13 protein-coding genes are annotated in these 26,686 nt (G+C 72.9%); 6 read left to right on the forward strand and 7 right to left on the reverse strand.

Annotation, left to right across the window (positions count from 1 at the left end):
* The first annotated feature begins 10 nt into the window (after positions 1-10).
* Positions 11-5,203 carry a class I SAM-dependent DNA methyltransferase gene (locus tag ABTY40_RS09215; RefSeq protein ID WP_352058934.1) on the forward strand — a complete coding sequence of 1,731 codons (5,193 nt, stop codon included), beginning with the start codon at positions 11-13 and terminating at the stop codon, positions 5,201-5,203.
* A 54-nt stretch (positions 5,204-5,257) separates the two neighbouring features.
* Here the strand turns inward: ABTY40_RS09215 and ABTY40_RS09220 are convergent, their stop codons facing one another.
* Together ABTY40_RS09220 and ABTY40_RS09225 are read right to left on the reverse strand one after the other, a co-directional pair.
* Entirely contained in the window at positions 5,258-5,461 is a 204-nt protein-coding gene (locus ABTY40_RS09220) for a DUF397 domain-containing protein (RefSeq protein ID WP_352058935.1), read from the reverse strand.
* Complete coding sequence (locus ABTY40_RS09225) at positions 5,458-6,318, reverse strand: helix-turn-helix domain-containing protein (protein ID WP_352058936.1); 861 nt, start codon at positions 6,316-6,318, stop codon at positions 5,458-5,460. The genes ABTY40_RS09220 and ABTY40_RS09225 overlap by 4 nt, the downstream gene beginning before the upstream one ends.
* Positions 6,319-6,467: 149 nt before the next feature.
* Here ABTY40_RS09225 and ABTY40_RS09230 point away from each other — a divergent pair, with 149 nt between their 5' ends.
* From ABTY40_RS09230 to ABTY40_RS09240, 3 genes are all read left to right on the forward strand, one after another.
* A complete protein-coding gene (locus ABTY40_RS09230; protein WP_352058937.1) occupies positions 6,468-6,908 on the forward strand; it encodes an ATP-binding protein in 441 nt (146 codons plus the stop codon).
* Between the two features lie 108 nt (positions 6,909-7,016).
* Positions 7,017-7,442, forward strand: coding sequence for an effector-associated constant component EACC1 (locus ABTY40_RS09235; protein ID WP_352058938.1), 426 nt, complete (start codon positions 7,017-7,019; stop codon positions 7,440-7,442).
* Entirely contained in the window at positions 7,439-11,314 is a 3,876-nt protein-coding gene (locus tag ABTY40_RS09240; protein ID WP_352058939.1) for a caspase, EACC1-associated type, read from the forward strand. The genes ABTY40_RS09235 and ABTY40_RS09240 overlap by 4 nt, the downstream gene beginning before the upstream one ends.
* An 18-nt stretch (positions 11,315-11,332) precedes the next feature.
* Here ABTY40_RS09240 and ABTY40_RS09245 read toward each other — a convergent pair whose 3' ends face one another.
* Positions 11,333-12,379, reverse strand: coding sequence for a beta family protein (locus ABTY40_RS09245; protein WP_352058940.1), 1,047 nt, complete (start codon positions 12,377-12,379; stop codon positions 11,333-11,335).
* Between the two features lie 214 nt (positions 12,380-12,593).
* Here ABTY40_RS09245 and ABTY40_RS09250 point away from each other — a divergent pair, with 214 nt between their 5' ends.
* Together ABTY40_RS09250 and ABTY40_RS09255 are read left to right on the forward strand one after the other, a co-directional pair.
* Positions 12,594-19,565: a DEAD/DEAH box helicase gene (locus ABTY40_RS09250; protein ID WP_502990536.1), complete on the forward strand. Its 6,972-nt coding sequence runs from the start codon at positions 12,594-12,596 to the stop codon at positions 19,563-19,565.
* On the forward strand, positions 19,562-21,811 hold the full coding sequence (locus ABTY40_RS09255) for a UvrD-helicase domain-containing protein (protein WP_352058942.1): 2,250 nt from the start codon (positions 19,562-19,564) through the stop codon (positions 21,809-21,811). Before ABTY40_RS09250 ends, ABTY40_RS09255 begins: the two co-directional genes overlap by 4 nt.
* Before the next feature lie 235 nt (positions 21,812-22,046).
* Here ABTY40_RS09255 and ABTY40_RS09260 read toward each other — a convergent pair whose 3' ends face one another.
* Genes ABTY40_RS09260 through ABTY40_RS09275 form a run of 4 tightly spaced genes read right to left on the reverse strand, consistent with a single transcriptional unit; the run spans position 22,047 to position 26,656 of the window.
* Complete coding sequence (locus ABTY40_RS09260; RefSeq protein WP_352058943.1) at positions 22,047-23,243, reverse strand: MFS transporter; 1,197 nt, start codon at positions 23,241-23,243, stop codon at positions 22,047-22,049.
* Complete coding sequence (locus tag ABTY40_RS09265) at positions 23,240-23,914, reverse strand: ATP-binding cassette domain-containing protein (protein ID WP_352058944.1); 675 nt, start codon at positions 23,912-23,914, stop codon at positions 23,240-23,242. Before ABTY40_RS09265 ends, ABTY40_RS09260 begins: the two co-directional genes overlap by 4 nt.
* Positions 23,911-24,879: an ABC transporter ATP-binding protein gene (locus tag ABTY40_RS09270; RefSeq protein WP_352058945.1), complete on the reverse strand. Its 969-nt coding sequence runs from the start codon at positions 24,877-24,879 to the stop codon at positions 23,911-23,913. Before ABTY40_RS09270 ends, ABTY40_RS09265 begins: the two co-directional genes overlap by 4 nt.
* Complete coding sequence (locus ABTY40_RS09275; RefSeq protein ID WP_352058946.1) at positions 24,839-26,656, reverse strand: ABC transporter permease subunit; 1,818 nt, start codon at positions 26,654-26,656, stop codon at positions 24,839-24,841. Before ABTY40_RS09275 ends, ABTY40_RS09270 begins: the two co-directional genes overlap by 41 nt.
* Between the last annotated feature and the right edge of the window lie 30 nt (positions 26,657-26,686).

Genomic DNA, 26,686 nt, shown 5'->3' on the forward strand with positions numbered 1-26,686 from the left:
AGCCACTGTCATGACGTACGACTCACTGGTCAACCGCGGCGACTACTTCTCGGCCCACTACCTCGCCGAGGTGCTGCCCAAGGACCTCAAGACGGGCCTGCTCCAGACCTGGAAGGAGCGGGAGGAGGCCGCGAAGCCCCCGGCCGGTACGGGCGAGGCCGGGGCGGCGCTTTCCGAGGACGCGGACCCGCTGCGCGAGGACGCCAAGCAGGCCCTGCCCGTCACTCCGCGGGCAGGTCTCCGGGCACTGCGGCGTGACTACTTCCGGGCCCGCTCGTTCTTCGCCCTCCCCGAGGACGCCGAGGGGACCGCCTCCACGCCCGACGCGGGCGACGACGCTCTGACGTACGACGCCCCCGCCTGGCGGGAGCGGGTCCACGCGCTGAACGCCGAGGTCCTGCGCGCACTGGGCTACGACGCGAAGCCCGGCAGCATCACCGTCTGGCGGGCGGGTCAGAGCCACGAGATCACGGTCGCGCACGCCGAGAAGGGCCTCGTCGCCGTCGACTGCGGCTGGGCCGCCGAGGCGGACGCCGCCCTGGACCCCGACGGCCCGGGCCGCCTTCTCGACCCCGTCGTCCTCGACGGCTCGAACAGCCTGACCACCGGCTCCAAGCTGGCCTCGTTCCTGTTCGCCTGCGACGAGGCACCGCGCTACGTCCTGCTGCTCGTCGGCGGAGTCGTCGTCCTCGCCGACCGGATGGTGTGGGGCGAGGGCCGCTACCTCGCTGTCTCCCTCGACACCGCGCTCCAGCGCAACGACACTCGCCCGGGCGGCGAACTCGACACCGTCGCCGCACTGTTCGGCGCCGACTCGCTCCGCACCCCCGAGGAGGGTGGCGAGAACCCGCTCTCCGAACTCGTCGGCAAGTCCACCAAGCACGCGGTGGGCGTCTCCAGCGAGCTGCGCGACGGCCTGCGGCTGAGCGTCGAGCTGATCGCCAACGAGGTCCTGGAACGCCTCCGCGAGCAGGGCGTACGCCCCCAGGACATCGGCGAACTCTCCGAGCTCGGCCGCCAGCTGACCCGCGAGTCGCTGCGCTACCTCTACCGCATCCTGTTCCTGCTGTACGCCGAGGCCCGCCCCGAGCTGGGCATCCTGCCGTCCGACTATCCCGAGTACCAGCTCGGCTACGGCCTCGGTCGGCTCGGCGAACTCGTCGCGGAGCGCGACCTCGTCGACGAGAAGTCCCGCCGCGGCTTCTACCTGTACGAGTCCCTCGACCTGCTGTTCCGCAAGGTCCAGGACGGCTACCGGCCACGCCGCACCCACGGCGAGGCGGCGGAGGCGCCGGAGCCCGCCGACGCCGTCGGCGCCGTCGGCGCGAAGACGAGCGAGGACCTGGGCCTGCGCTTCGAGCCCCTGCACTCCACGCTCTTCGAGCGGGACTCGATCAAGCTGATCGGCGCGGACGCCGTCGTCGACCCCCGTCACGACGCCGACGAGGCCCTCGCCCGCGGCGAGCGCGTCCGCTACCTCGACACCCGGCTGCGCAACGCCACCCTGTACGAGGTCCTGCACAAGCTCATGCTCACCAAGGGGAAGAAGGGCGAGCGCGGCGGGTTCATCTCGTACGCCCAGCTGGGCATCAACCAGCTCGGCGCCGTGTACGAGGGCCTGATGTCGTACTCCGGCTTCATCGCGGGCGAGGAGCTGTACGAGGTCGCCAAGGGCGGCGACCCGAAGGACGGCTCCTGGCTGGTGCCCAAGTCGAAGGCCGACGAGTATCCGGACGCCGTCTTCGTCCGCCGCCCCGACCCGGACACCGGCGAGGAGGTGCGCGTCCGGTACGCCCCCGGCTCGTTCGTCTACCGGCTCTCCGGCCGCGACCGCCAAACCTCGGCCTCGTACTACACCCCGGAGTCCCTCACCAAGGTCACCGTTCAGCTCGCCCTCCAGCACCGCCTGGACCAGGACGGCACGGTCACCGAGGCGCGCGAGCTGCTCGACTGGAAGATCTGCGAACCGGCCCTCGGCTCGGGCGCGTTCCTCAACGAGGCCATCAACCAAGTCGCCGCCGAGTACCTGCGCCGCCGGCAGAAGGAGCTCGGCCGCTCCATCGACACCGAGCAGTACGCCGTCGAGCTCCAGAAGGCCAAGGCGTACATCGCCCTCCACAACTCGTACGGCGTCGACCTCAACGAGACCGCCGTCGAGCTGGCCGAGGTGTCCCTCTGGCTCAACACCATGCACCCCGGCATGGAGGCCCCCTGGTTCGGCCTCCACCTGCGGCGCGGCAACTCCTTGATCGGCGGCCGGCGCGAGGTGTACGGCCCCGAGCGCCTGAAGAAGGGCGGCTGGCTGGGCACGACCCCGGAGCGCTACCCGCTCGCCGACGCGCAGGCGGGCGTCCCGCTGCCGGAGGGCGCGGTGCACCACTTCCTGCTCCCCGCGAAGGAGTGGGGCGCGGTCGCCGCCGAGAAGGAGGCGAAGGCGCTGGCCCCGGAGGCCGCGAAGGCGCTCGGCGCGTGGCGCAAGGCGGTCACGAAGTCCCCGACGGCCAAGCAGACGGCCCGCCTCCAGGGCCTCGCCCGGCGCGCCGAGTACCTGTGGGACCTGGTCGTGCAGCGGCTGACGATCTCCGAGCGGGAGATCTCCCGGCGGGTCGATGTCTGGGAGGCGGAGCCGGAGTGGCTGCGCCGGCCGAAGGAGGCCGTACCCCGGGAGAAGGTGCTGGCCGACCTGACGGCCGTGGACACCCCGTACTGGCGGTTGAAAAAGCTCATGGACACGTGGTGCGCGCTGTGGTTCTGGCCGGTGCAGGAGGCTGCGCTGCTGGACGGGACCGACGCACGGTACGAGCGGACGGAGGTCGTACCTGCGGGGCAGGGCGGGGCCTCTGCGGAGTCCGGGGCGTCGGACGTGATCCGTACGTACGAGGAGGTCGACCTCCTCGGGAACGTCACCGTGAAGGAGGTCAGGCGCGGTGACATCGACAAGCGGCGCAAAGGCACCCGCAAGGGCGAGCAGTCCTTCGCGGGCCAGCGCCGCGAGATCATCCCCCTGTCGAACCTGGACGACTGGCTGGACTTCGCGGAGGCGCTGCTGGGCACGCACGACGTGCCGGCGGAGTCGCTGGTGGCGTCTTTCGACTCGCTCGGCGACCTGGAGCGGTACGAGGACGAGCTGCCGGACTGGATGGGCATGGACCGGTCGTACTGGCTGGAGGGGCGGTTCCCGTGGGTGGGGGTCGCGGGGGATGTGGCCAAGCGGCAGGGGTTCTTCCATTGGGAGTTGGAGTACGCCCAGGTGTTTGGGGGGCGGGGCGGGTTTGATCTGCAGGTGGGGAATCCGCCTTGGGTGAGGCCGGACTGGCGCGAGGACCTGGTCCTTGCTGAACTGGAGCCTTGGTTCGTTTTGGCGGAGAAACCCGGAGCAGCGGAGTGGCGACTGCGAAAGGACGACGCCCTGACCATAAGCGGAAGCACAGACGGTCACGCCTATCTTCTGACGGAGTTGGCGACTCACGCGGGGGCTGTCGCCACACTTGGGAGCCCGGCCTCGTATCCGCTCCTGGTTGGCACCCGAGGCGACCTCTATCGCGCGTTTATGGCTAGGGTTTGGCAGCATCTAGCACGCTACGGTAGCGCTGGCCTGATTCACCCCGACACCCACCTCGGGGGGGTGCGAGAGCGCACGATCCGGGCCGCAGCCTTTCGACACCTGCGGGTGCATGCACACTTCGTCAATTCCGCCAACTGGGCATTCGAAGACCTGAACCGGTCCCAAGAGTTCGGCATGCATATTTACGGGACTCCACAAGACCCCGACTTCTTGCATCTCAGCGAACTGCGGGACGCCGATTTGCTGCCTGATTCCCTCACCCATGACGGACTTGGTGAAGCGCCCGGCATCAAGAACAAGGGTTCTTGGGACATTCGACCCCATTACGATCGCGTAGTTCGAGTGAACACCGAGCTGCTGGCCAGTTGGCAGGCGCTCACTGACTCTCCCGGCCCAGCAACAGAAACTCCGCTGCTGTACCCCGTCCTGCGTGGCGAACAAATGGCCATCCAAGCCATTTCCGAATTCCGGGGGCGTCTTGCCGACTACGCACCCTCGATCACAATCGGCTATACCGAGACAGCCGCCAAGAAGGAAGGGCTGATCAGGTGGGGCAACCAGAGGGTGAGGTCCCTATCGGATGTCATCCTCCAGGGTCCGCATTTCGCAGCGGCGCTTCCATTTTCTAAGACTCCAAGGATTCCCTGCCGCAGCAATCGAGACTGGGACCTTGTCTCGCCAACAAAGTTGCCCGAAGACTACGTGCCAGCAACCAATTACGTCCGGGCCTCGGATGAGGAGAACTACCTCGCAGCTCAGGACAAGTGGCACGGCAATCCGTCGACAGCATACTTCCGGCTGGCGTGGCGCAGGATGATCCCCTTCGACAGCAGTCGATGCCTGCACGCCATTTTGCTACCTCCGGGGCCAGCACACGTCCACACGGTTCAGACGGCTGCTCTGGCAAACAACCAACTTACTGCGCTCAACGCAGGTTTCTGGGCTTCGCTACCTCTTGATTACCTCTTGCGCATCACCGGTCGTGCAGACCTGCAGTTCACCGAAGCCCGAAAGATGCCCGCCCCCGACCCCAAGCATCCTCTCGCTCCAGCCCTTCTCGTGCGGACCCTTCGACTCAACGCTCTTACGAACCACTACGCCCCTATCTGGAAGGAACTCTTCGATCCGCGCTGGGCGGGCTACGAGGACTGGGCCAATGCGGACTGGCCCCGCTTGCGGCCCCTCACCGCCAACCTTACGTCCACCTGGGAAAGCACCACTCCGCTGCGCGCCGAGGACGAGCGTCGAGCCGCAATGGTCGAACTGGACGCCCTTGTGTCCGTGTGGCTCGGCATTACCGCTGACCAACTCGTCGCAATCTTCAAGTCGCGCTATCCGCAACTGCGCGACTACGAGGCGAAGACCTGGTTCGACGCCAACGGCCGTAAGATCGCCGAGAACCACAACACCTATGGCTATGGCCAGACAAGGCAGGACTGGCTCGACTTCGAAGCCCATCTCGCCGACCCTGCCAACACCCCGCCCCCCGCCGGCTACGTCGGACCCTTCTACAAGGCCGACCGTGAAGCCGAGATGCGGGCCGCGCACGCGCACTTCCAGGCGCGGCTGGACAAGGAGATCGAGCTCGGGCGGTGGACGTCTCCGGCGCGCAAGACGGCCGTCGAGAGCGCAGCATGACATGCGGCTGCCCCGGACCCCCTTCGAGGAGGTCCGGGGCAGCCGCTTGCGCCGCTACCGGCCTGCGAAGCCGACGAACGCAGTCCAGGCAGATGCGTCGACCACCAGCCCAAAGCGGGTCGTGTCCTTGGAGTCGCGCACGTGGACGCTGCTCGCGCATGCAGCTACCTCGACGCAGTCGCCACCGTCCCCGGCGCTGTAGCTGCTCTTGAACCAGGCAAGTCCCTCGTTGCCATGCTCCAACTGCTTCACGATCATCCGTCTCCCAGCAACTTCTCGATCAGAGCCTGCGACTCCCGTGGGGTGAGAGCCTGAGCACGCAGCGTCCCATACGTGGCTTCTAACCCTCGCACCCTGCCCCGCTCTGTGTGTAGGCGGCTGTCGCTCTGGACCTCCGTGTAGGCGATCCTCCGCCCGTCCTTCAGCTCCATCAAGGTGAACGGTCCCGCCAGTCCGGCGTGTTCCTCACGGTCGAGCGGCATCACCTGCACATCGACGTTGCGCGCCTGGCTGATCAGCAGGATCTGTTCCAGTTGGCCTCGCCAGACGTTCCGGCCCCCAAGGCGCTTGTGAAGGGCGGCCTCTTCGATCACGAAGCTCATGTGAGGGTGCGGGCGCCTGGTGAAGATCGCCTGGCGGGCCAGTCGGGCAGCGATCCGCTGCTCGATGGTCTCGTCATCCAACAGAGGACGCCACATCTTGAACACAGCGCGGGCGTAGTCCTCCGTCTGCATGAGACCCTTCACCAGATGGGCGTCGTAGGCATGAAGCTCAACCGCCTCCGCCTCCAGCTTCGCCGCGTCCCTGAAGAACGCCGGGTACTGCGCCCGCGCCACCTCCTCCTTCATCTCCTTCAGGACCTCGCCCGCATCGAGCAGCTCGTCCGCCTGGTCGATGAAGCGCGGCGGCGGTACCCTCCGCCCCTGCTCGTACGCCGCGATCGTCGACGCCGAGTACCCCAGCCGCGCCCCGAACTCCGCCCGCTCCACCCCGGCCCGTACCCGGAACCGTTTCAGCTGGCGGCCGAAGACACGCAGAATGCCCGAGCCCGAGTCCGGTACGGCGGCGGCGCCGGCCGGGTCGTCGTCCTCTGCCCGCTGGGTGGATTCGTCCATGCTCGCCCTCACCTCCACCAGCCAACGCCGCTCCGCGTCGGCCGTCACGCTCCGCGCCGCTTACAGGCACCGACACCGCGCCCACCACTGCCCCCTGTACGCGCACCGAGCCTTACTCAGCGTAAGCGGAGCACGCCAGCCTGTGCCCCATGAACAGCGAAACTTCCCCCACATCAACCGCCCTTGAGTTCGCGATGCGCTTCACGTCCTCCCCGCGCGGCGCCCGCCTCGCCCGGCGGCTCGTCTCTCACCGTCTGGACTGCTGGGGGCACCCGTACACCTCGACCGCCAACGAGACGATGACGCTGATCGCCGCCGAGCTGACCGGTAACGCCGTGCGTCACGGGCACGTGCCTGGGCGGGACTTCCACCTCCGGCTCACCGACTCGGCGGACACCCTGCGTATCGAGGTCACCGACACCCGTACCGAGCGCGTACCGCTGCTCTCCTCCCACGAGCCGCCCGGGGACGCCGAGTCGGGGCGCGGGCTGCTGGTCGTGGCGCGGCTGGCGAGTCGGTGGGCGGTGGTGCCGCGCGGGGGTGCTCCGGGGAAGACCGTATGGGCCGAACTGCGCCTTTCCCGCCAATGATCAGCAGGTTTCGGAAACGAGCCGACGACCTGTCAGTGCGTGCCGCTAGCGTCGTTCGTCCGTCTGTGCACTGCACTGCACGGGGGAGCCCAAAGGAGATCAGCGCACGTGAGCAGCACCACCCACACAAACCCGGCCGCCGGTTACCGCATCTCCCTCGTCGACGAGGATCCGCTGCGCGCCCGGCGCGAGGCCCGCGAGTTGCTTGCCGCCCTCGCCGAGACCGACCCGCAGGCCGCGCTCGACGTTCCGGCCGACCCCGCGACCACCGGCACCACCACCGACAAGGGCGGGCCGGTCACGGATCTCCTCGGCCTGGTGTTCGGCGGCGGCTCCCTGGTCGCCGCCGCGCTTCAGCTCTGGCTGGCGCGCGTGCCGCAGCGGACGATCGTCGTGACGCGGCCCGACGGGGCGACGCTGACCATCTCCGGGAAGCAGGCCCGCGCGGACGACGCGCGGATCGAGCGGTTCCTGAACGGTGGTGCGGGTTCGGCGGACGAGGGCGGCGCGCAGGGCGGGCCGGGCGCGGCGTGAGTGACAACGACCGGTACGCCATGCTCATCGGCGTATCCACGTACGACAGCGAGCGGTACCACGATCTGCCGGCGGTGCGGGCGGACCTGCACTACATGCAGGCGGTCCTGGAGAGCACCGAGATCGGCATGTACAACGACTGCGCGATGGTCGCGGAGCCGACGCGCGCCGAGATGCTGCACGCCGTGGAGACGTTCCTGGAGGAGCGGCAGGCCAGTGAGACGGCCCTGCTCTACTTCAGCGGGCACGGGGAGTTCTGCGAGGCGGACGGGCAGCTGTACTTCCTGACCCGGGACGCCGATCCGGACGACCTGCCGGGTACCGCCGTGCCGGCTGAGTTCCTGGAGCGGATGCTCACGTCGTGCCGGGCCTCCTCGAAGGTCGTGCTGCTCGACTGCTGCTCCAGCGGGTCCGTCGTCCAAGGGTGGACGGCCAAGGGGGCGGCCGACGGCGGCGTACGGCCCGCGCCCAGCACGCTGCTGCGGCCGACCGGCGTGTACTTCATCACCGCCTCGGACGCCCTCCAGCCCGCCTCGGCACTGGCTCCGGCCGGTTCCTCGCTCGGCACGTCCCGGTTCACCGGGGAGATCGTCGAGGGGCTGCGCAGCGGGCGGATCAAGGACAGCGGCTGGATCACGCCGGACGACCTGTTCGAGTACCTGACCACGCAGATGGTGCGCATCGGCGTGCCCGAGGAGCAGCGGCCCACGAAGTCCACCATCCGCGCGACGCATTCCCTGCCCCTGGCCCGCTCGGTGGCGCGGTCCGTCCAGCTTCCCGAGCCGCCGCCGGAGGCCGGTGGCGGTCCCCCGGTCTCCTCGGCACTGTCGAAGGCGCGCGGCCTTGTCGCGCAGGACGCGCACGACGGCGTGGACCGGGAGCGTCTGCTGCGCTACTACGCGCACTGCTTGCGGGCGCAGGCCGAGTCGAAGATGCTGCCCGACCGGGACGGCGGCCGGAACTCCGCGTACTTCCTGCTGGGGCAGGGGCCGGAGACGATCCAGTCCGGGCTGGGGTCCGGTCTTCCCGCGCCCCGTGGACTGCCGAAGGCGAAGAGCACGGGTGCGAAGGTCGACGAGGCCGGGCTGCAGGAGTACTGGTACGGGTACCCGGCCGTGACGCTGCCCGAGCGCGGTGGGAACGGTGGCCGGCGGGCCGCGGTGCGCATCGCGCCGCTGCTGGTCCAGCCGATGGAGCTGGCGCCCGACGAGAACGGTCGGGACCGGCTGCGGCCGAGCGGGGTGCCGTCGCTGCACAGCGGTGTCCTCACGGAACTGCTGGAGGACGAGGAGGCGGCCGAGCTGCTCGGCCGCTGGCAGCCGACCTGGCAGGAGGGCAACGCCGCCCAGATGGTGAAGGCGGTGCGGGAGCTCCTGACGCGGCTCGAACTCCCGGAGCTGGAGCCGCTCGACCTGTCCGCGCTCAGCGAGCGGTCCGTCATGGACTCGCTGCGTCCCGGCGCCCACAACGCCGCCGTCCTCCTCACGCCCTCGGGTCTGGAGCGGACCGCGTCCGAAGGGCTCGTGGAGAACCTGCTCCAGATGTCCACGCGCACCGACCGCATCCCCGGCACCGCCCTGGACGCGCTCCTCACCGGGGGTGGCGACGGCGGACCGGGCGGGAGCGGCGCGCCGCCCGTCCTGGTCTCCCCCGGGCCGTGCAACGAGAGCCAGGCGCGGGTGATCACCTCGGCGATGACCCGGCCGCTCACCGTCTCCACCGGACCGCCCGGCACCGGGAAGAGCGAGGTGGTGGCGGCGGTGGTCGCCACCGCGGTGGCCGCCGGGCAGTCCGTCCTCGTCGCTTCCACGAACAACGAGGCCGTGAACGTGGTGGCCGAGCGCTGCGACGCCATCTCCCCCGGGCTGCTCATGCGGACGGGGAACTCCGAGGCCCTGGAGGCCGAGGCCGCGAAGCTGGAGCGACTGCTCGCCGAGCCGGTCGAGGCCCCGGCGCGGGGTGCGGCGACCGTGGCGGGCGACCTCAGGAACCGGCACGCCCGGGCCGCCGAGCACGAGGCCGAGGCGGCGCGGCTGGTCGGGGAGGAGGCGCGGCTGCTGGAGCTGCTGCGGGAGCGGGCGCGCCGCGCGGAGGAGCTCGGGCTGCCGGTGGAGCTGCTGGAGCGGGCGTGGTCCGAGGACGGGAGCGCGGCGCTCGCCGACTGGGAGGACCGGGCGCGGAGGGCCGCCGTCGCCCGCTGGTACTCCTTCGGCCGGTGGCGCAGGGGGCGGGCGCTGTCCGCGTTCGTCGCCTCCGCCGGGGAAGGCGGCGCGGACGCGTGGCCGGCGTGGACCGCGGAACGGCCCGTACCTCCTGAGCTGCTGTTCTCCCTCGCCGAGGCCGCCGGGGTGGAGGGCGCGCTCAGGAGCCTCGTACCGGGGCATCTCGCCCTGGACGAGGAGGCGCTGAAGCGGGCGCGGCTGGAGAGCCGGGCGGGTCTGTCGGAGGTGTCGGGCGAGCTGGCCCGGGCCGTGTCCGCCGAGGCGATGACCCGGGGGCGGTCGCTGATGGCCCAGCGGCTTCAGGCCCTGCGCCGGCGCTCCGGCTTCTGGAAGAGCCAGCGCAATCTGATGGCGCACCTGAAGGGCTGGGCCATCAGCACCCACTCGGTGCGCCAGCTCGAACTCGTCCCGGAGCTCTTCGACCTCGTCGTGATCGACGAGGCCAGCCAGTGCTCGATCCCGGCGGTGCTGCCGCTGCTGTTCCGGGCGAAGCGGGCGCTGATCATCGGGGATCCGATGCAGCTCGGGCACATTCCCGGGATCACGGCGCAACAGGAGCGGCAGGCCCGTGTGCGGGCGGGGCTGAGCGCGGCGCAGCTGGAGGATCACCGGCTCGCTTACCACGTGTACTCCGCGTACCACGCGGCGGCGCAGCACGGCGAGGAGACGCTGCTGCTCGACGAGCACTACCGGTGTCATCCGGCGATCGCCGATGTCGTCAACGGTCACTGCTACGCGGGGCAGTTGCAGGTCCTCACAGACGTCAGGAAGCAGGTTCCGGCGCTCGATCCGGTCGGGTCGGGCGGTCCGGCGCCCGCCCTCGGCTGGGTGGACGTGCCGGACGGCGGGTCGGCACTGGGCCCGGGTGGCCGGTCCTCGCGGAACGCGGCGGAGGCCGCCCGGGTGCGGGAGACGGTGGACGAGCTGCTCGCGCGGCTTCCCGAGGACGCGACGGTGGGCGTGGTGACGCCGTTCCGTGCGCAGAAGGACGCCCTGGCGCAGGTGTGGGCGGACGACGACCGCGTGCGGGTCGGCACGGTGCACGCCTTCCAGGGCGGGCAGCGGGACGTCATGGTCCTCAGCCCGGTGGCCACCGGCAACACCCCGCCCCGGACGACGCACTGGGTGTCGAGCCAGGTCAACCTGTGGAACGTGGCCGTCACCCGGGCGAAGTCGCAGCTGATCACGGTGGGCAGCCATGCCTTCTGGCAGGGGCAGTCGGGGCTTCCGGCGCTCCTCGCGGGGCGGTCGGAGGTGCTGGGAGCGGGCGCGTCGGCGGACCGGCCCGGCGCGGCCTTCGGCGCGAGGTCGCGTAGCGCCTTCCGGGAGGAGCTCACGGACCGGCTCCAGGACTTCCTCGGGCGCCGTGGTGTGACCGATCTGGAGCGCGAGGCGGTGGTCGGCGGGCACGTCGTCGACCTGCTGTTCACGGTGGACGGCGCCAACACCGCCGTCCTCGTCGACACCGGGCCCGAGCACGGGCAGGACCCGGCCCGCCACCTGCGTCTGACGCACGCGCGCGGCGACCTGCTGCCCGGGCTGCCGTCCGGCGGCTCCGGCGCGAAGCCCGGACCGGTGGCGCGGACGGTCCGGGTGCCGGCGTGGCGGATCCTGGCGGGTGACGTGACGCTGGAGCCGCTGTTCGGCTGAGCCGTGCACCCGGCGGGGTCAGGACCGCAGGCTCCGGACGACGTGCGTGATGTGCTGGATGTTGCCGACGCGCAGCCAGACTCCGACGTTTCCGGTGCCTTCGGGGCCGTGCCCGTGTGCGCAGTCGCGGAGCCAGGTCTCGCCCGCGCTCGCCGCCGGACCCCGGAAGTCCGGCAGGGCGAGGATGTCCCGCGCGGCGGACCGGACGGCGGCGGACCGGTCGGGTCCTCGTGTCGGCACCTTCACGAGGACGTACGACTCTTCGGTGGTGTACCGCAGCGCGTTCCAGGGCGGACCTCCCTTGCCGGTGGAGGGCGGGCGGGCGATGCCCCTCGTGGAGTCGGCGCCGTAGTCGCCGTACGCGAGGACGGAGTCGAACTCCCGTCTGCTGCGCCGCACTTCCGTCCACACGCGCCAGTCCGAGCGCGGTACGACCGCGCTGCCGCGCTCCAGGAGCCGGGCGGTGACGTCGGGGAAGGCGCCGCTCAGGACGGCCGCCGTGCGCCAGGGGAACAGCGGCAGCAGGGCGTCGAGCGCGCGCCGTGCCTCCTTCGCGGCGTCGGTGCGGTCGGCGAGGACGGCGCCCAGGTCGAGCAGGAGGTCCGCCTCCACGGCGGCATCGACGCGGGCGATGAGGTCGCGGACAGCATGAAGGGGCACGTCGTCCCAGTGGCCGGGCATCATGAGGCGGATGCCGAGCCCGCTCCCCGTGGTACGGGCGTGCCGGAGCATCGCGTTCTGGTGTGCCTCGGAGCGGTCGGGTCCCGTCACCGGGCGCAGCGGACTCACGTCGGCATTCGCGGACAGCGCCCGGGTCAGCGCCGACTGCTGTGCCTCGTCGGCGAACGGGCAGTCGACCCAGGCCGGATGGTGGCGATGGGCCTTCCGCACGCGCCACAGGTCGTCCCGTACGCCCACGGCGAGGGCGTCGGGATGTGCGCCCGCGCGGGGCGGAAGGTTCCACAGCGGCACGACGGCCGCCTGCACCGCTGGGATCAGCTGCCGGTACGCCTGACAGGCGTGCCGCTTGGCCGGCAGGACGGGCACGTACAGCGGTCCGGACATGGCGGCTCCCCCTCGGCTCTGTCCGCGTCCTCTTCGCCGCGCCTGTCCTCGTCCGTTCCGTTGGCCGTTCCAGGATCCGCCGCCTCACCGCCGCAGGAAATGGCGTCTTTTCAGCCTTCATGACTGAAACTTCGATGAATCTGGAAGCGCTGTGATCACCGAGGTACTGTTCGTGAGGCTCGGCAGCGGTATCGGCAAGGTGAAAGGGACCGTCGTGAAGCCCACCATGGCCGCCGCCCAGTTGCGCGGCAGTCTGACGCAGTACCTCACGACGACGTACGCCCTCGCCGACGAGGGCACCCGGCGTGCCCTGGAGCGCTTCCTCGGGCATCCCGAGACGGGGATCTTCCGGGGTCCGTACCTCCGGATCCGGACGCCGTTCCACGTGGCCGACGACGGCTGGCAGCGGGAGCTGGAGTGGACGGCCGGGTTCCCCGGCTTCGCCCCGTACCGGCACCAGGCCCGGGCGTGGGCGCGGCTGTCCACGCTGCACGGTCCGGCCCTGCCGACGCTGGTGACCACCGGGACGGGCTCCGGCAAGACGGAGTCGTTCCTGATCCCGGTGCTCGACCACTGCCGCCGCGAGCGGGCGCGCGGCAACCGGGGCGTCAAGGCCGTCCTGCTGTACCCGATGAACGCGCTCGCCACCGACCAGGCCGGCCGCATCGGCGACTACCTGGCGCGGCCCGAGCTGGCGCAGGTGACGGCCGGTCTGTACATCGGCGACCGGCCCGACACGGACTTCCGCCGGGTGATGATGCGGCGCGAGGAGATGCGCGTGTCGCCGCCGGACGTGCTGATCACCAACTACAAGATGCTCGACCTGCTGCTCCAGCGCGGCGAGGACCGCTCCCTGTGGGAGGGCGCCGACCTCACGTACGTCGTGCTGGACGAGTTCCACACGTACGACGGGGCGCAGGGCACCGACGTGGCCATGCTGCTGCGGCGGCTGGCCGCGGCGACCGGTGCGTCACGGCCGGGCCGGCCGCTCGGGTCGATCTGCCCGGTGGCGACGTCGGCGACCCTGGGCGAGGGGCCGGCGGGCACCGTGGGCAAGGAGGCCGGCGGCATCCTCGACGTGGCGTCGCGGGTGTTCGGGATGCCCTTCCCGGCGGACGCGGTGGTCGGCGAGGAGCGGATGTCGGCCGAGGAGTTCACGGGCGCCGTGGACTACGAGCTGCCCGAGCCGCCGACGCCGCAGGAGGTCATCGCCTGTTCGGGCGGTCCCGGTGTGGAGGCCCAGCCCGATCTGCTGGACCTGGACGGGCTGGCGGAGCGGCTGCTCGGCCGCGCCGGCCTCGACGCCTTCCGCATCGGGCGGCTGCTCAAGCGCCACGACTTCACCCACGGCGTGCTGTCGCTGCTCGGCGGGGAGCCGCTGGACGAGTGGGGGCTGCGGGACCGGCTGGCCCGCTTCGGATACGCGTGGGGACGCACCGCGCGGGAGAACCCGCAGCTCGTGCTCCAGGCGCTGTCACGGTTCGTCGCCCTGCTGTCGGCGGCGCGCGACCCGGAGTCCGACGAGCGCCGGCCCCGGCCGCTGCTGCACATCGAGGCCCACCTGTGGGTCCGGCCCGTCACCCGGGTGCTGCGGGGCGTGGGGGCGGCCCCGGAGTTCCGCTGGTACGAGGACGACCGCACCGCGGCCCGCCGGGCCGCGCTGCACGCCGCCCCGGTCACCGACGAGGAGCCCGACGGGTCGTCCGGCGGCTGGCCTTCGGCCTCGGCGCGGCCGCAGCCGCTGCCCGGGGCCGACACCGCCGTCCGGCCCGCCGAGGTTCATCTGCCCGCGGTGTACTGCCGCAACTGCGGCCGTTCCGGCTGGGCCGCGCTGTCCCCCGAGGCGGACCCGCAGCGGCTGGTCATGGCCCAGGACCGCATCTGGCGGGCGTCCGTGGGCCGGGACAAGCGGCGCCTGCGCTACTTCATCGCCGCCACGCAGAGCGAGCGGCAGCAGACGCTGGACGCGCTGACCGGTGCACGGCCGTCGGACGGCGGCGGGGTCGACCCGCTGTCGGTGGTGGTGCTCGACGGTGGGCAGGGCACCTACCGGCTGCCGACGCCGTCGGACGCGGGCGACCTGATCGACGCCTGGTTCGCGCTGGCCGTGCTCGACAAGAAGTCGGCCGACCGGGCCGCCAAGGACGACCGCTGCCCGGCCTGCCACACCGACAACAGCATCCGCTTCCTCGGCACCGCGCAGGCGGCGCTCGCCTCGGCGACCGTCACCCAGCTGTTCACGGGCGGCGACATCGCGCTCGTACCGGAGGAGCGCAAGACGCTGCTCTTCAACGACTCCACGCAGGACGCCGCCCACCGGGCCGGATACGTCGCGAACGCCTCGTACAAGTTCTCGCTGCGCTCGCTGCTCGCCCACAACCTGGACGAGTCGGGCGCGCCGACCGCGCTCAACGACCTGATCGGGCACGTCCTGGAGTCGGTGGACGACCCCGAGGCGCTGGCCGCCGTCGTGCCTCCCGACCTGCACGACGAGCCCGGCGTCGACCGGCTCCTGTCGGGACGCGGCACCGGCGACGCGCGGACGTGGAAACTGATCGGCGAGCGTCTCGCCTTCGCCACCGTCATGGAGTTCGGGCTGCGCAGCCGCATGGGCCGCACCCTGGAGCTGACGCGGACCGCCGCGGCCGAAGTGGTCGTCGCGGACCCCGAGCGCGTCACGGCGCTCGCCCGCGACATCCACCTGGCCCTGCGGGGCCAGCTCCTCGTCACCGGCGGGCTGCCCACGCCCGACCGCTACCTCGCCTACGTCCGCGGCCTGCTGGAGCGGCTGCGGCTGCGGGGCGCGGTGCACCACCGGTGGCTCGACACCTGGATGAAGGAGGCCGGCACCAACCGGTACCTCATCTCCGGCCGCCGGCCGGAAGGCATGCCCGCGTTCCCCGAAGGCGTGGCTCCGCCCCGCTTCCTGCTGGACGGGCAGAAGGACAGGTCGGAGTTCGACGCGATCACCGGCCGGCTGGGCTGGTACCAGGACTGGACCCGCCGCTGTCTCGGCCTGGACGCCGCCGGCGCCACCGAGTACCTGCGGCGGCTGCTGCCCGCCCTCGCCGACGAGCGGGTCCTCGCGGTGCGCACCGCCCGGGACCGGCAGACACGGCTCTACGGACTGCAGCCGGGGCACATCGAGGCACGACTGCTCGACGACGCCGTCGTCAACAAGGCGTTCGTCAGCTGCGAGGACTGCGGCTGGCAGCAGGTGGTGGCGCCGGAGCGCCGCACCCGCTGGTACGGACACCCGTGCCCGCGCTACCGGTGCAAGGGACTGCTGACCCCGCCCCAGCCGGGCGTGCCGCACAGCGGGGCCGGCACGTCCGGGTTCGGCTCGGCGGTCCACGAGCGAGACTACACCGGCGACTACTACCGCCGGCTCTACCTGACCGGCGGGACGTTCCGCGTGGTCACCGCGGAGCACACGGGCATGCTCACCAGACCGGAGCGGGAGCGCGTCGAGCGCAGCTTCAAGGCGGGCACGCACTACACCGACCCGAACGTGCTGTCGTGCACGCCGACGCTGGAACTCGGCATCGACATCGGGGAGTTGTCCGCCGTGCTGCTCGGGTCCCTGCCCAAGGGCCCCGCCAACTACGTGCAGCGGGCCGGCCGTGCGGGGCGCCGTACGGGCAACGCGCTGGTGGTCGCCTTCGGCGGGCGCCGCGCCCGCGACCTGTACTACCTGGACGAGCCGTCGGAGATGATCGCGGGGACGATCCTTCCTCCCGGCTGCTACCTGTCGGCCGTGGAGATCCTGCGCCGCCAGTACACGGCCCGGCTCCTCGATCTCGCGGCGAGCGGCGGGCTGCGGACCTCCGACGGCGAACTCCTGCCGCCGGTGCCCCGGTTGTCCTCCGCCCTGTTCGGCACCACGGGCTGGTGCCAGGACCTGGCGGACGCCGCGCAGACCCACGGCGCCACGCTGGTCGAGGAGTTCCTCGCCCTGTTCCCGGGTGGCGGTGACGATGCCGACGGCGGCGTGTCGCCGTACGCGGCGGACGAGCTCAGGGCGTACGCCACCGGCGGCATCGTCCGGGCGCTGCAGGAGGCGGAGGAGGACTGGACCGGCCGACGCGAGGAGCTCCGGCGCAGGATCGCCGCGATCGACGAGGCCGCCGAGCACCTGGTCCGCACGGACGTCGTCCAGGACCGCGAACGCCGGGAACTGCTCGCCGCACGGCGCAGCGCGGGCGACCTGCTGCGGGAACTCAGCCAGTCGAGCGCGCACGGCACCCTGGTGGAGCTCGGACTGCTGCCGAACTACAGCCTCACCGACACCACCACTCAGCTGGAAGCGACGCTGTACTGGACGGAGACGCCGGACGACGAGGAGGACACCCGGCCGGAGAACCCCGCGGGGGACCCGGCCAAGCGGGTGTACCGCAGCGAGACGCGGGACTACGAGCGCTCCCGCAAGCTCGCCCTGACCGAACTGGCCCCCGGAAACAGCTTCTACGTCAACGGCTACCGGCACGTGGTGCGCGCGCTCGACGTGGGCACCCCGGACCGACGGGCCTGGGCCGAGTGGCGGCTCTGCCCGGCGTGCGGGTACGTCCGTACGCACGACGCCAGGAAGGACACCAGCCCGTGTCCCCGCTGCGGCGGTCGGGAGATCGCCGACGCGGGCTGCGTGCAGTACGTGCTCCAGCCGCGGCGCGTCGTCTCCCGTGACAAGCGGGACGACGCCCGGGTGCGGGACGACCGCGACGAGCGGGACCGCCGGCACTACGCGGTGCTGACGACGGTCGACGTCGACCCGGAGCGGATCACCCCCGGGTCGTGGCGGCACGAGACGGCCGTCTTCGGCGTGGACTTCACCCGGCACGCGAAGATCCGCACGCTCAACCTGGGTCTCGACCGGGAGGAGGGCAGCAGCACCGTGCCGCTCGCCGGCGCGGACGTGCGGCTCAACCCCTTCTACGTGTGCACCGGTTGCGGCGGCGCGACGGCCGAGGGCCGCCCGGTCGTGGACGTGCCCCAGCACGCGCTGACGGACTCCGGCGCGGCGAGCACCGCGGCCGCCGCCCACCACCTGCTGTGGTGCCCGCGCCGCCGCACCAGGGAAGCACCCGCGGCCGGACCGGCCGAGCAGCAGGGCAAGGGGGAGGACGTGCCGCTGCTGCTCGCGCACGAGCTCACCACGGAGGCGGTGCGCATCCTGCTGCCCGCATCCGTGGCCCGCGCCAAGGAACGCCTCGCGTCGTTCACGGCCGCGCTGTTCGCGGGCATCGCGGCCCAGTACGGCGGGGATCCCGACCACATCGACATCGCCGAGGCGACGATGCCCGACCACCTGGGCGCCGACGGCTCCGACTGGCCTCGGCGGTTCCTCGTGGTCTACGACCGCCTCCCGGGAGGCACCGGCTATCTGCACCGGCTCGCGTCCGCTGACGGCTTCCGGGACGTGCTGCTCAAGGCGCGGGACGTCATCGAGGACTGCGGGTGCCGCGAGAAGGGTCTCGACGGCTGCCACCAGTGCCTGCTGCGGCGCGTGCCGGCCGCCGACTACGACAAGGTCAGCCGCAACGAGGTGCGGCAGATGCTGGAGGACCTCCTCGGCGAGGACGGTTCGCGCTGGCGGACCTCACCCGTCGCGACGACCCGGCACATCCCGCTGGAGCGGCAGGCCGAGAGCGATCTGGAGATCCTGTTCATCGAGACGCTCCAGGAGTGGGCAAGGCTCGCCGATTCCGGGGCCACCGCCGACGCGTACACCACGTCGGCCGGCACGTACGCGCTCGACCTGCGGCTGACGGGTGACGACGGGGCGACGGTGAGCTGGCGTGTCTCGCAGCAGCGCGCGCTGGACGGCACCCGGCCCGACATACTCCTCGAACGCCTCGACGCGCCCGGCCCTCGCGTCGCGGTGTACCTCGACGGCTTCGCCTACCACGCGACCCCCGAGCACAACCGGCTGGCCGACGACGCCACCAAGCGGACCGGTCTGCGCAGCGAGGGGCTGCGGGTGTTCCAGCTGTCGTACGACGACGTCAAGGAATGGCGCGAGCACGTACGGGACACCGGATACGCGGCGGCGGGCCCGGCCGATCCGGTCTGGCAGCCCTACCCGGCGGACGCGCAGAACCGGGCACGCGACTACTACAGCCGCATCGGCGGAGGACTGCCCGGCGAGCTGTCCGACGCCGTCTGGGTCAACCCCGCCCGGCTCCTGCTCGCCTATCTGCGGAGGCCCGACGCCGCACGCTGGCAGCGGCGGGCCGAAGCCGTCGCCGCGGGACTCGTCGGCGCGGCCGGCGTCCGCGCCGCCGCCCTCGGGACGGACGGCCTCGGGCCGGACCTGCTGTCGGCGCTGGGCGGCGGAGCGGTCACGGGTCCGGCGGGACCGGTCCGGCTGGTGTACGGGCCCGACGCCTCCGGCTGCCGGCTCGTCCTGGCCGCGGACGGCCGGCGCACCCCGCCGGTGTGGACGGGCCTGACCGTGCTCGACGACAGCACCGAAGCCATGGCCGATGCGCGGGCCCACCGGAGGCGCTGGCGGGCCTGGTTGTACTGGAGCAACGTGTTGCAGTTCCTGGACCACGGGGGCGGCGACAGCGCCCAGCTCACCACGAGCCTCGTCGACGGCTTCGCCACCGAAGCGCTGACCGTGACCGGCGGCGAGGGATGGCTGCAGTCCGCCAGGGCCGAGATTCCCCGGGAGGAGTCGGCGCCGGTCGCGGCCGAGTCGGCGGCGGTCGAGGTCGGCGCCGTCCGGGACGGCACGCCGGCGGCCGCGGTCGCCGCTGCCGCGGCCTCCGCCGGAGTGACGGCAGCGGCCGCCGAGCCGGTCGCGGCAACGGTGTCCGGCCGGGACCCGGGCTGGGGCCCGGTGCTCGAATTCCTCGATCCCGACGAGCCGGGCCTGGCCGAGCTGGCCCTGGCCCTGGCGGAGGCCGGGGTGCCCGCGCCCGAGGACGGTCACGAGCTCGACGAGCGGGGTTGGCAGGCCGAACTGGCCTGGCCCGCGGCCCGCGTCGGCGTGGTCCTCGCCGCCCGTGACGACGGCCCGGAACCCGACCACGAGGCCGCGGACCGGGACAAGGCCTTCGCGACGGCCGGCTGGGACGTCCGTACGGCGACGGCCTGGGACGCCGCCGAACTGGCCGCCCGGCTGCTCGGACGGAGCCGGGACACGAACCACGACAGCACCAGTGACGGGGAGCACACACGATGACCGCCTCGGGCGTGACGCTGCGCCTGCTCGACAAGGCCGACAAGGAGATCCTCAAGCTCCCCCGCACGGTCAAGGGCGCCTTCTTCGACTTCCAGCACAAGTTCAAGACGAACCCGCACACCACCGGCCTCAAGCTCCAGCAGCTCAAGGGAGACAGCCGGCTGTGGTCGGCGCGCGTCAGCGACGACTACCGGGCGCTGCTGATCCGGCTCGCCGAGGACGACTGGCTGATCGTCTCCGTCAAGCACCGCAAGGACGTCTACGACCGGCTGTCGGCGCAGGTCAACCAGGTCACCGGTGGCATCGAGTACGTCGACCTGGAAGTCGTGGAGGAGAGCGTCCTCCGCAGGCTTCCCGCGCCGGCCGCGCCTGAGGCCCCGGCGCCCGAAGCGGCCAAGCCGCAGGAGCTCTTCGCGGCCTGGACCGACGCCCAGCTGTCGGATCTCGGCGTCGCCGAGCCGCTGCTCCCGGTCATCCGGACGCTCACCACCGAGGACCAGCTCCTCGGCCTCGTCGAGTACGCCCCCCAGCTCACCGGCGAGGTCCTGCTCGCGCTCTTCGACGGCAAGGCGTACGACGAGGTCCTCGACCAGGTGACGACGCCCGTCGCCGTCGCCGAGCCGGTCGACCCCGACGACTTCCAGGCCGCGGCGCAGCGCCCGGCCACGGTCGTCACCACCTCCGACGAGGCCCTCCGCGAGGCCCTGGAAGGCGGCGACTTCAGCCGCTGGAAGGTCTTCCTCCACCCCACGCAGGCCAAGCTCGTGGAACGGCGCTACTCGGGCCCGGCCCGGGTCGGCGGAGGCCCCGGCACGGGCAAGACCATCGTCGCCCTGCACCGGGTGCGCCATCTGGTGCGGCAGCTGCCGCCCGGCCGCGACAAGCCGGTCCTCCTCACCACCTACAACAAGAACCTCGCCGCGGATCTCCGGTCCCGGCTGCTGGAGCTGGGCGGCGAGGAACTGCTGGCCCGGGTCGAGGTCAGCCACGTCGACCAGCTGGCGCTGCGCATCGTGCGCGAGGCCGAACCGGGCAGCGGCAAGCAGGTGATGGACGACAGCCAGGCCGTACGGGAATGGCGGGCGCTGCTCGACGAGCTGGGCGAGGAAGGCTGGGACCCCGAGTTCCTGCACGACGAATGGACCCAGGTGATCCTGGGGCAGGCCGTCGCCACGCGCACGGACTACTTCCGCGCCCGGCGGGCAGGACGCGGCCGGAACGTCACCCGGGGCGAGCGCGCCGAGATCTGGCAGCTCGCGGAACGCTTCACCCAGCGCCTGGACCGGCTCGGGCGCCAGACGTGGGACCAGGTCGCCGAGCGCGCCGCCCGCCTGGAGATGGGCCGCGAACAGCGGATCCTCTCCCTCGCGCGGCAGCGGGAGGAGGCCGGCGGCCTCGACAACATCCACGTCGCGGACGGCTCGGGCGGCTGGCTGCGCTACCGGTACCGGTACCGGCACATCGTGGTGGACGAGGCCCAGGACCTGCGCCCGGCGCACTGGAAGATGCTGCGCGCGATGGCGCCCCGAGAGGCGGACGACCTGTTCCTGGTCGGTGACACCCATCAGCGCATCTACAAGAACCAGGTGACGCTGGGCAGCCTGGGCGTCAACATCCGGGGCCGGTCGTCGAAACTGAGCTTGAGCTACCGCACGACGCGCCAGATCCTCCGCTCCGCGCTCGACGTGCTCGGCGAGACGGATTACGACGACCTCGACGGCGACAAGGAGACGCTCGCCGGCTACCGGTCCGTGCTCAGCGGACGGCACCCGTCGGGGCATCCCTACCCGGACTGGACCGCCGAGCGGGAAGGCATCGCGGCCCTCATCGCGGGCTGGGACGCCGACCCCGATCTGGCCATTCCGCACGAGCAGATCGCCATCTGCGTGCCGACGAACCAGATGGCCGCCGAGATCGGCTACACGCTCGCCACGCACGGCATCCGGCCGGTGGAGATCCGTGCCGACGGCCCGCAGGGCGACGGCGGCGTGCACATCGGCACGATGTTCCGGTTCAAGGGGCTCGAATACCAGCGAATGATCATCGCGGGCGTGTCTGACGGCCTGGTACCGCGCGAGGCGGTGAGCCGGCTGCGCACGGGCGATCCGGTGCGGTACCGCCACGAGATGCAGCGGGCCCGGTCGCTGCTGTTCGTGGCGGCCACCCGGGCTCGGGACAGTGTGGATGTCTTCTGGCACGGCAACCCCAGTCCGTTCCTGGGTCCCGGGCTGACGCAACACGAGTAGCGCGGGGCTGGGCGAGAGCCACGACCACGCCCGATGGAAGCCCTCTGGGACTTCTCTGGGACTTTCGGCCGGGTCAACGGGCATGACCCTAAAACAGTCGAAAGACGATCTGCTCAGGTCACTCACTCAGGGAGATGGGTCGCGGCAGGTCACAGACCCACCGAATTTTTCCGGGACATCTAGGAAGCGCTCCACTGCCCCCGGCTCCTCCCTTCGGAAGGAGCCGGGGGCTTCCTCATGCCCGGGTGAGCGCCTTCGCGGTGACCGCTGGTGCCGAGGGCACCGCCGGGATCGCCAGGACGGGGAGGGCTGCCAGGAGGAGCCAGGGGGTGGGGCCCGGGAGGGTGAGGAGGGTGGCCGTGGGGGGAGAGGCGGCGAGGACCGTGAGGCCCGCGAGGGAGGAGAGGGCGCCGGTCGCCAGGCCCAGGTGGGCGGATGGGACCAGGTCGGGGAGCAGCGCGCGGGTGGCCGGGAGGATCAGCATCTGGCCCAGGGTCAGCAGGACAGTGAGGGTGAGGGCCGCGCCGGGCCCGCCGAGGGGGCGCAGTGCGGCGCCGGCGGCGAACGCGGCGGCGAGGAGCAGCAGGCCGGCCCGGACCATGGCGGGGGCGTCCAGGACGGCGGCGGCCCGGCGTTCCAGGGGGCCCGAGCCGAGGACGACCAGGGCGGAGGAGAGGGCGAAGAACCAGCCGAGTGCGGCCTGGGAGCCGGTGACGCGGTCGAGTTCGGCCGGAAGGGCCAGGTAGAGCTGGTTGTGGAGGAGGAGGTAGACGGAGTAGGCGAGGGCGAGGCGGAGGAAGCGGTGGTCGCGGAGGATCGCGCGGCGCCGGACCGTGCCGTGGCGCTCCCGGGTGCCGCCGCCGCGGGGCATCAGCCGGGCGTGGGCGGCGAGGACGAGGGCGAACAGGGCCGCCCCGACGAGGCAGGCGGCACGGAAGGAGGCGTCACCCGCCCCGTACACGAGGAGTGTGCCGAGGACCGGGCCGAGGAGGGCGCCGGCCTGGCCGCCGGCCGAGAAGCGGGCGAGGGTGCGGGTGCGCCGGGGGCCGCCGGCCCGTTCGGCGCGCAGCGCCTCGCGGGCCATCTCCGACTCGACCGCCGGGGAGAAGAGGGCGGCGGCGAAGCCGACCAGGACCACGGCCCCCGTGACCGTCCACGCGCTCGTCGCGTACGCGAGCCACACGAACCCGGCGATCCGCAGCGTGACTCCGGTGAGGACGACGGGCCGGGGGCCGAACCGGTCGGTCAGGGCGCCGCCGATGACGAACAGGCCCTGCTGGCTGAAGGTGCGCAGGCCCAGGACGAGACCGACGAGGGCGCCGCCGAGACCGAGGGCGCCGGTGAGGTGGCCGGCCAGGTAGGGCAGGACGGCGTAGAAGCCGGCGTTGAAGGCGAACTGGCTGGCCGTGAGAAGGCGGGCGAGCGGGGTCACGCGGTGAGTCGTCCTTCGCGCATGGTCAGGACGCGGTCGCAGACGTGGCGTACCGCCGCCCGGTCGTGGGAGATGAACAGCGTGCCGACACCGAGGGTGTCCTGCAGGTCCGTCAGGAGGTTGAGGATGCCGGCGCGTACGGACGGGTCGAGCGCGGAGGTCGGTTCGTCGAGCACGAGCAGCTCCGGCCGGGTGGCGAGGGCGCGGGCGATCCCGACGCGCTGGGCCTGGCCGCCCGACAGTTCGTGCGGCAGCCGTTCGCCGAGGGCGGGGTCGAGGCCGACGCGGTCGAGGAGTTCGGCGACCCGCGGCGGGCCGTCCGCACGGGACCAGAGGCCGTGGATCCGCAGGGGTTCGGCGATCTGGTCGCGGACGCGGCGGCGGGGGCTCAGGGCGGCGTACGGGTCCTGGAAGACGGGCTGGAACCGGGGGCGCAGGGCCCGCAGGGCGCTCGCGCCGAGGGTGGTGAGTTCGGTGCCGTCGAAGCGGACGGATCCGGCGGCGGGGCGCAGCAGCCGCAGGACGGCGGCTGCGGTCGTGGACTTGCCGCAGCCGGAGGGGCCGACGAGGCCGACGGTCTCGCCCGCCGCCACGTCGAAGGACACCCCGTCGACGGCACGGCGGGCGCCGTACCGGACGACGAGGTCACGGACCTGGAGCAGGGCGTTCACGCCGCCTCCCCTTCGGTGTACGGGTGGTGGCAGGCGACCCGGTGCCCGGCGGCGGTCCTCAGGTCGGGTTCCTCGGCGCGGCACCGGTCGGTGGCGCGCGGGCAGCGCGGGGCGAAGGCGCAGCCCGGCGCGCCGGGGACGGGCGGGGCGCCGTCGGGGGCGGGCAGCCGGGAGCGGTGCGGCAGGTCCTCGGTGGGGAGGGCGGCGAGGAGGCCGCGGGTGTACGGGGCGGCGGGCCGGGTCAGGACGCGGGCGGCGGGCCCGAGTTCGGCGACGCGTCCGGCGTGCAGGACGGCGACCCGGTCGGCGTGCCGCCGGACCGCCTCCAGGTCGTGGCTGACGAGGAGGAGCGCCGCCCCGGCGTCGGCGCAGCGCTCCCGCAGCAGGGTGAGGATCTGCTCCCGCCGCTCGGGGTCGAGGGCGGTGGTCGGTTCGTCGGCGACGACCAGTTCGGGGCCGTTGACGAGGGCCGTCGCGATGACGGCGCGCTGCCGCATCCCGCCGGAGAGGGCGTGGGGACGGGCCGCGGCCGCCTCGGGGCCGAGGCCGACCTCGGCGAGGGCCCGGCGTGCCAGCGCCCGTGCCGCTGCGCGCCGCAGGGGCCGTACGGAGCGGGCGGCGAGGGCGAGTTGGTCCTCGACGCGGTGGACGGGTGACAGCGCCGACTGGGCGTCCTGCGGGATGCGGGCGATGCGGCGGCCGAGGTCGGCGGGGGTGACGGGGGCACCGCGCAGCAGGACGCGGCCGGTGACGGTGGCGGCGCGGGGCACCATGCCGAGCAAGGCCCGCGCGGTCAGCGACTTGCCCGCGCCCGATTCGCCGACGAGGGCGAGGACTTCGCCCTCGTACACCTCGAAGGTGACGCCGCGGACGGCCTCGGTGCCGCTGAAGGAGATCCGCAGGCCCTCGACGGTGAGGAGCGGTTCAGGCCGGGAGCGTGGCGGTGTCGGGGGCGGCGTCGGCACGGGCGGGGGCCTTCCTGAGGGGGGTACGGCGGGGGGCACGGCGGAACCGGGCGGTGCCGCCCGCCAGACGGGCGGCCAGGGCGGCCAGCAGGGCGAGGGCCACGGCGGGGGCGAGGGCCGCGACCGGGGCGCGCTCCACGTAGTCGGCGGACTCGTCGAGGAGCAGCCCCCACTCGGGCGAGGGCGGCCGGGCGCCGAGGCCGAGGAAGCCCAGGGAGGCGAGGGCCAGGGCGACACCGGGCAGACGCAGGGCGGCGTGGCGGGCGACGGGGCCCGCGACTGCGGGCAGGACGTGCCGGGTGGCGATCCACCACGGTCCGGCGCCGAGCGCCCGCTGGGCGACGAGGAACCGGGAGGCCCGTATCTCCTCGGCGAGAGCGGCGGCGTGGGCGGCCAGCGGCGGCCAGGACACCAGGGTCACCGCGAACGCGGCCGCTCCCGTGCCGGGGCCGGTGACGGCCGCGACGAGGAGGCCGGTGATCACCGGGGGCAGGGCGTTGGCGATGTCGGCGAGGCCCGCCGCCGTACCCGGCAGGAAGCCGAGGACGAGGGCGACCAGCCAGCTCAGCGCGGTGACGGCGACGGCGGTGCCGACGGTCGCGGCGGCGCCGTGGCCGAGCCGGGCGAGGACATCGCGGCCGAGGGCGTCGGCACCGAGCGGGTGCGTGGCGGACGGGCCGGCGAGCCGGGACGCGAGGTCGACGGCGTACGGGTCGCGGAGCAGGCCCCAGCCGATGACCGTGGCGAGGACGGCCGCCAGGATCAGCGGCGTCCGGGCGGAGGTCCGCGCCGGGCGCGGCGACGGCAGGCTCAGACCGGACGCGCGGAGCACCGGTCCGAGGAGGCGCCGGCGTACGAGGGTGGCGGCGGCGCCGGTGAGCAGGCCCAGGCCCAGGAGGGCGAGGACGCAGCCCTGGAGCAGCGGGAGGTCCTGGGAGGTGGCCGCGCCGAGGGCCGTGCGGCCGATGCCGGGGACGGCGAAGACGGTTTCGACGGCGACGGCGCCGCCGGTCAGGCCGACGACCACCAGGGCGGCCTGCGGCACGAGGGCCGGCAGGGCGCGGCGGAGGGCGGCGGCGGTGATCCGGCGCCCGCTGGTGCCGGCGCCGCGCCACAGTTCGGCCCACGGCTCGTCCAGGACGGCGGGGAGCGCGTCGGCGACGAGCCGGCCGAGCAGTGCCCCGGCGGGGACGCCGAGGGCGAGCGCGGGCAGCACCAGGTGGGCCGGGCCGGCCCAGCCGGAGGTGGGGAGCAGGCGGAGCCAGACCCCGGCGACGACGAGCAGGGCGAGGGAGAGGAGGAACTCGGGGAGCGAGGTCAGGGTCGCGGCGACGGTGCCCGTGGTGGCCCGGCCGCGCAGGAGCGCGGGGGCGGCGACGAGCACGGCGACGAGGAGCGCGACGACGAGGGCCGCGCCCATCAGGGTCAGGGAGACCCCGAGGCCCGCCGTGACCGAGGGCAGGACCTCGGCGCCGGACACCCAGGAGACGCCGAGGTCCCCGTGGAGCAGACGGCCGGCCCAGCCGGTGAGCAGGCCCCAGGGGCCGGCGTCGAGGCCGAGGTCGGCGCGGATGGCGTCGAGCGCCTCGGGCGTGGGCGCCTGTTCGGCGGACCGGGCCCGGAGCAGGCTGAGCGCCGGGTCCTTCCCGGACAGCCAGGGCAGCAGGCCGACGGCCGCGACGACTCCGGCGAGCGCGCCGGCCCGGGCGAGCGGGGCGGCGAGGGCGGACGGGCGGAGGGGGGAGCGGGGTTCGCGGAGTCGGGGGCGGCCGGTCATGATCGGGCTCCGGGTGCCGGGGGGCCGGCC

It is taken from the genome of Streptomyces sp. NPDC126503 (genome assembly GCF_040302405.1).
GTDB lineage: Bacteria > Actinomycetota > Actinomycetes > Streptomycetales > Streptomycetaceae > Streptomyces > Streptomyces gulbargensis.

Excerpts from the sequence above, each read along its gene's own strand:
- ABTY40_RS09215 (WP_352058934.1), top strand. The coding sequence starts at position 11 with ATGACGTACGACTCACTGGTCAACCGCGGCGACTACTTCTCGGCCCAC.
- ABTY40_RS09220 (WP_352058935.1), bottom strand. The coding sequence starts at position 5,461 with ATGATCGTGAAGCAGTTGGAGCATGGCAACGAGGGACTTGCCTGGTTC.
- ABTY40_RS09225 (WP_352058936.1), bottom strand. The coding sequence starts at position 6,318 with ATGGACGAATCCACCCAGCGGGCAGAGGACGACGACCCGGCCGGCGCC.
- ABTY40_RS09230 (WP_352058937.1), top strand. The coding sequence starts at position 6,468 with ATGAACAGCGAAACTTCCCCCACATCAACCGCCCTTGAGTTCGCGATG.
- ABTY40_RS09245 (WP_352058940.1), bottom strand. The coding sequence starts at position 12,379 with ATGTCCGGACCGCTGTACGTGCCCGTCCTGCCGGCCAAGCGGCACGCC.
- ABTY40_RS09255 (WP_352058942.1), top strand. The coding sequence starts at position 19,562 with ATGACCGCCTCGGGCGTGACGCTGCGCCTGCTCGACAAGGCCGACAAG.
- ABTY40_RS09275 (WP_352058946.1), bottom strand. The coding sequence starts at position 26,656 with ATGACCGGCCGCCCCCGACTCCGCGAACCCCGCTCCCCCCTCCGCCCG.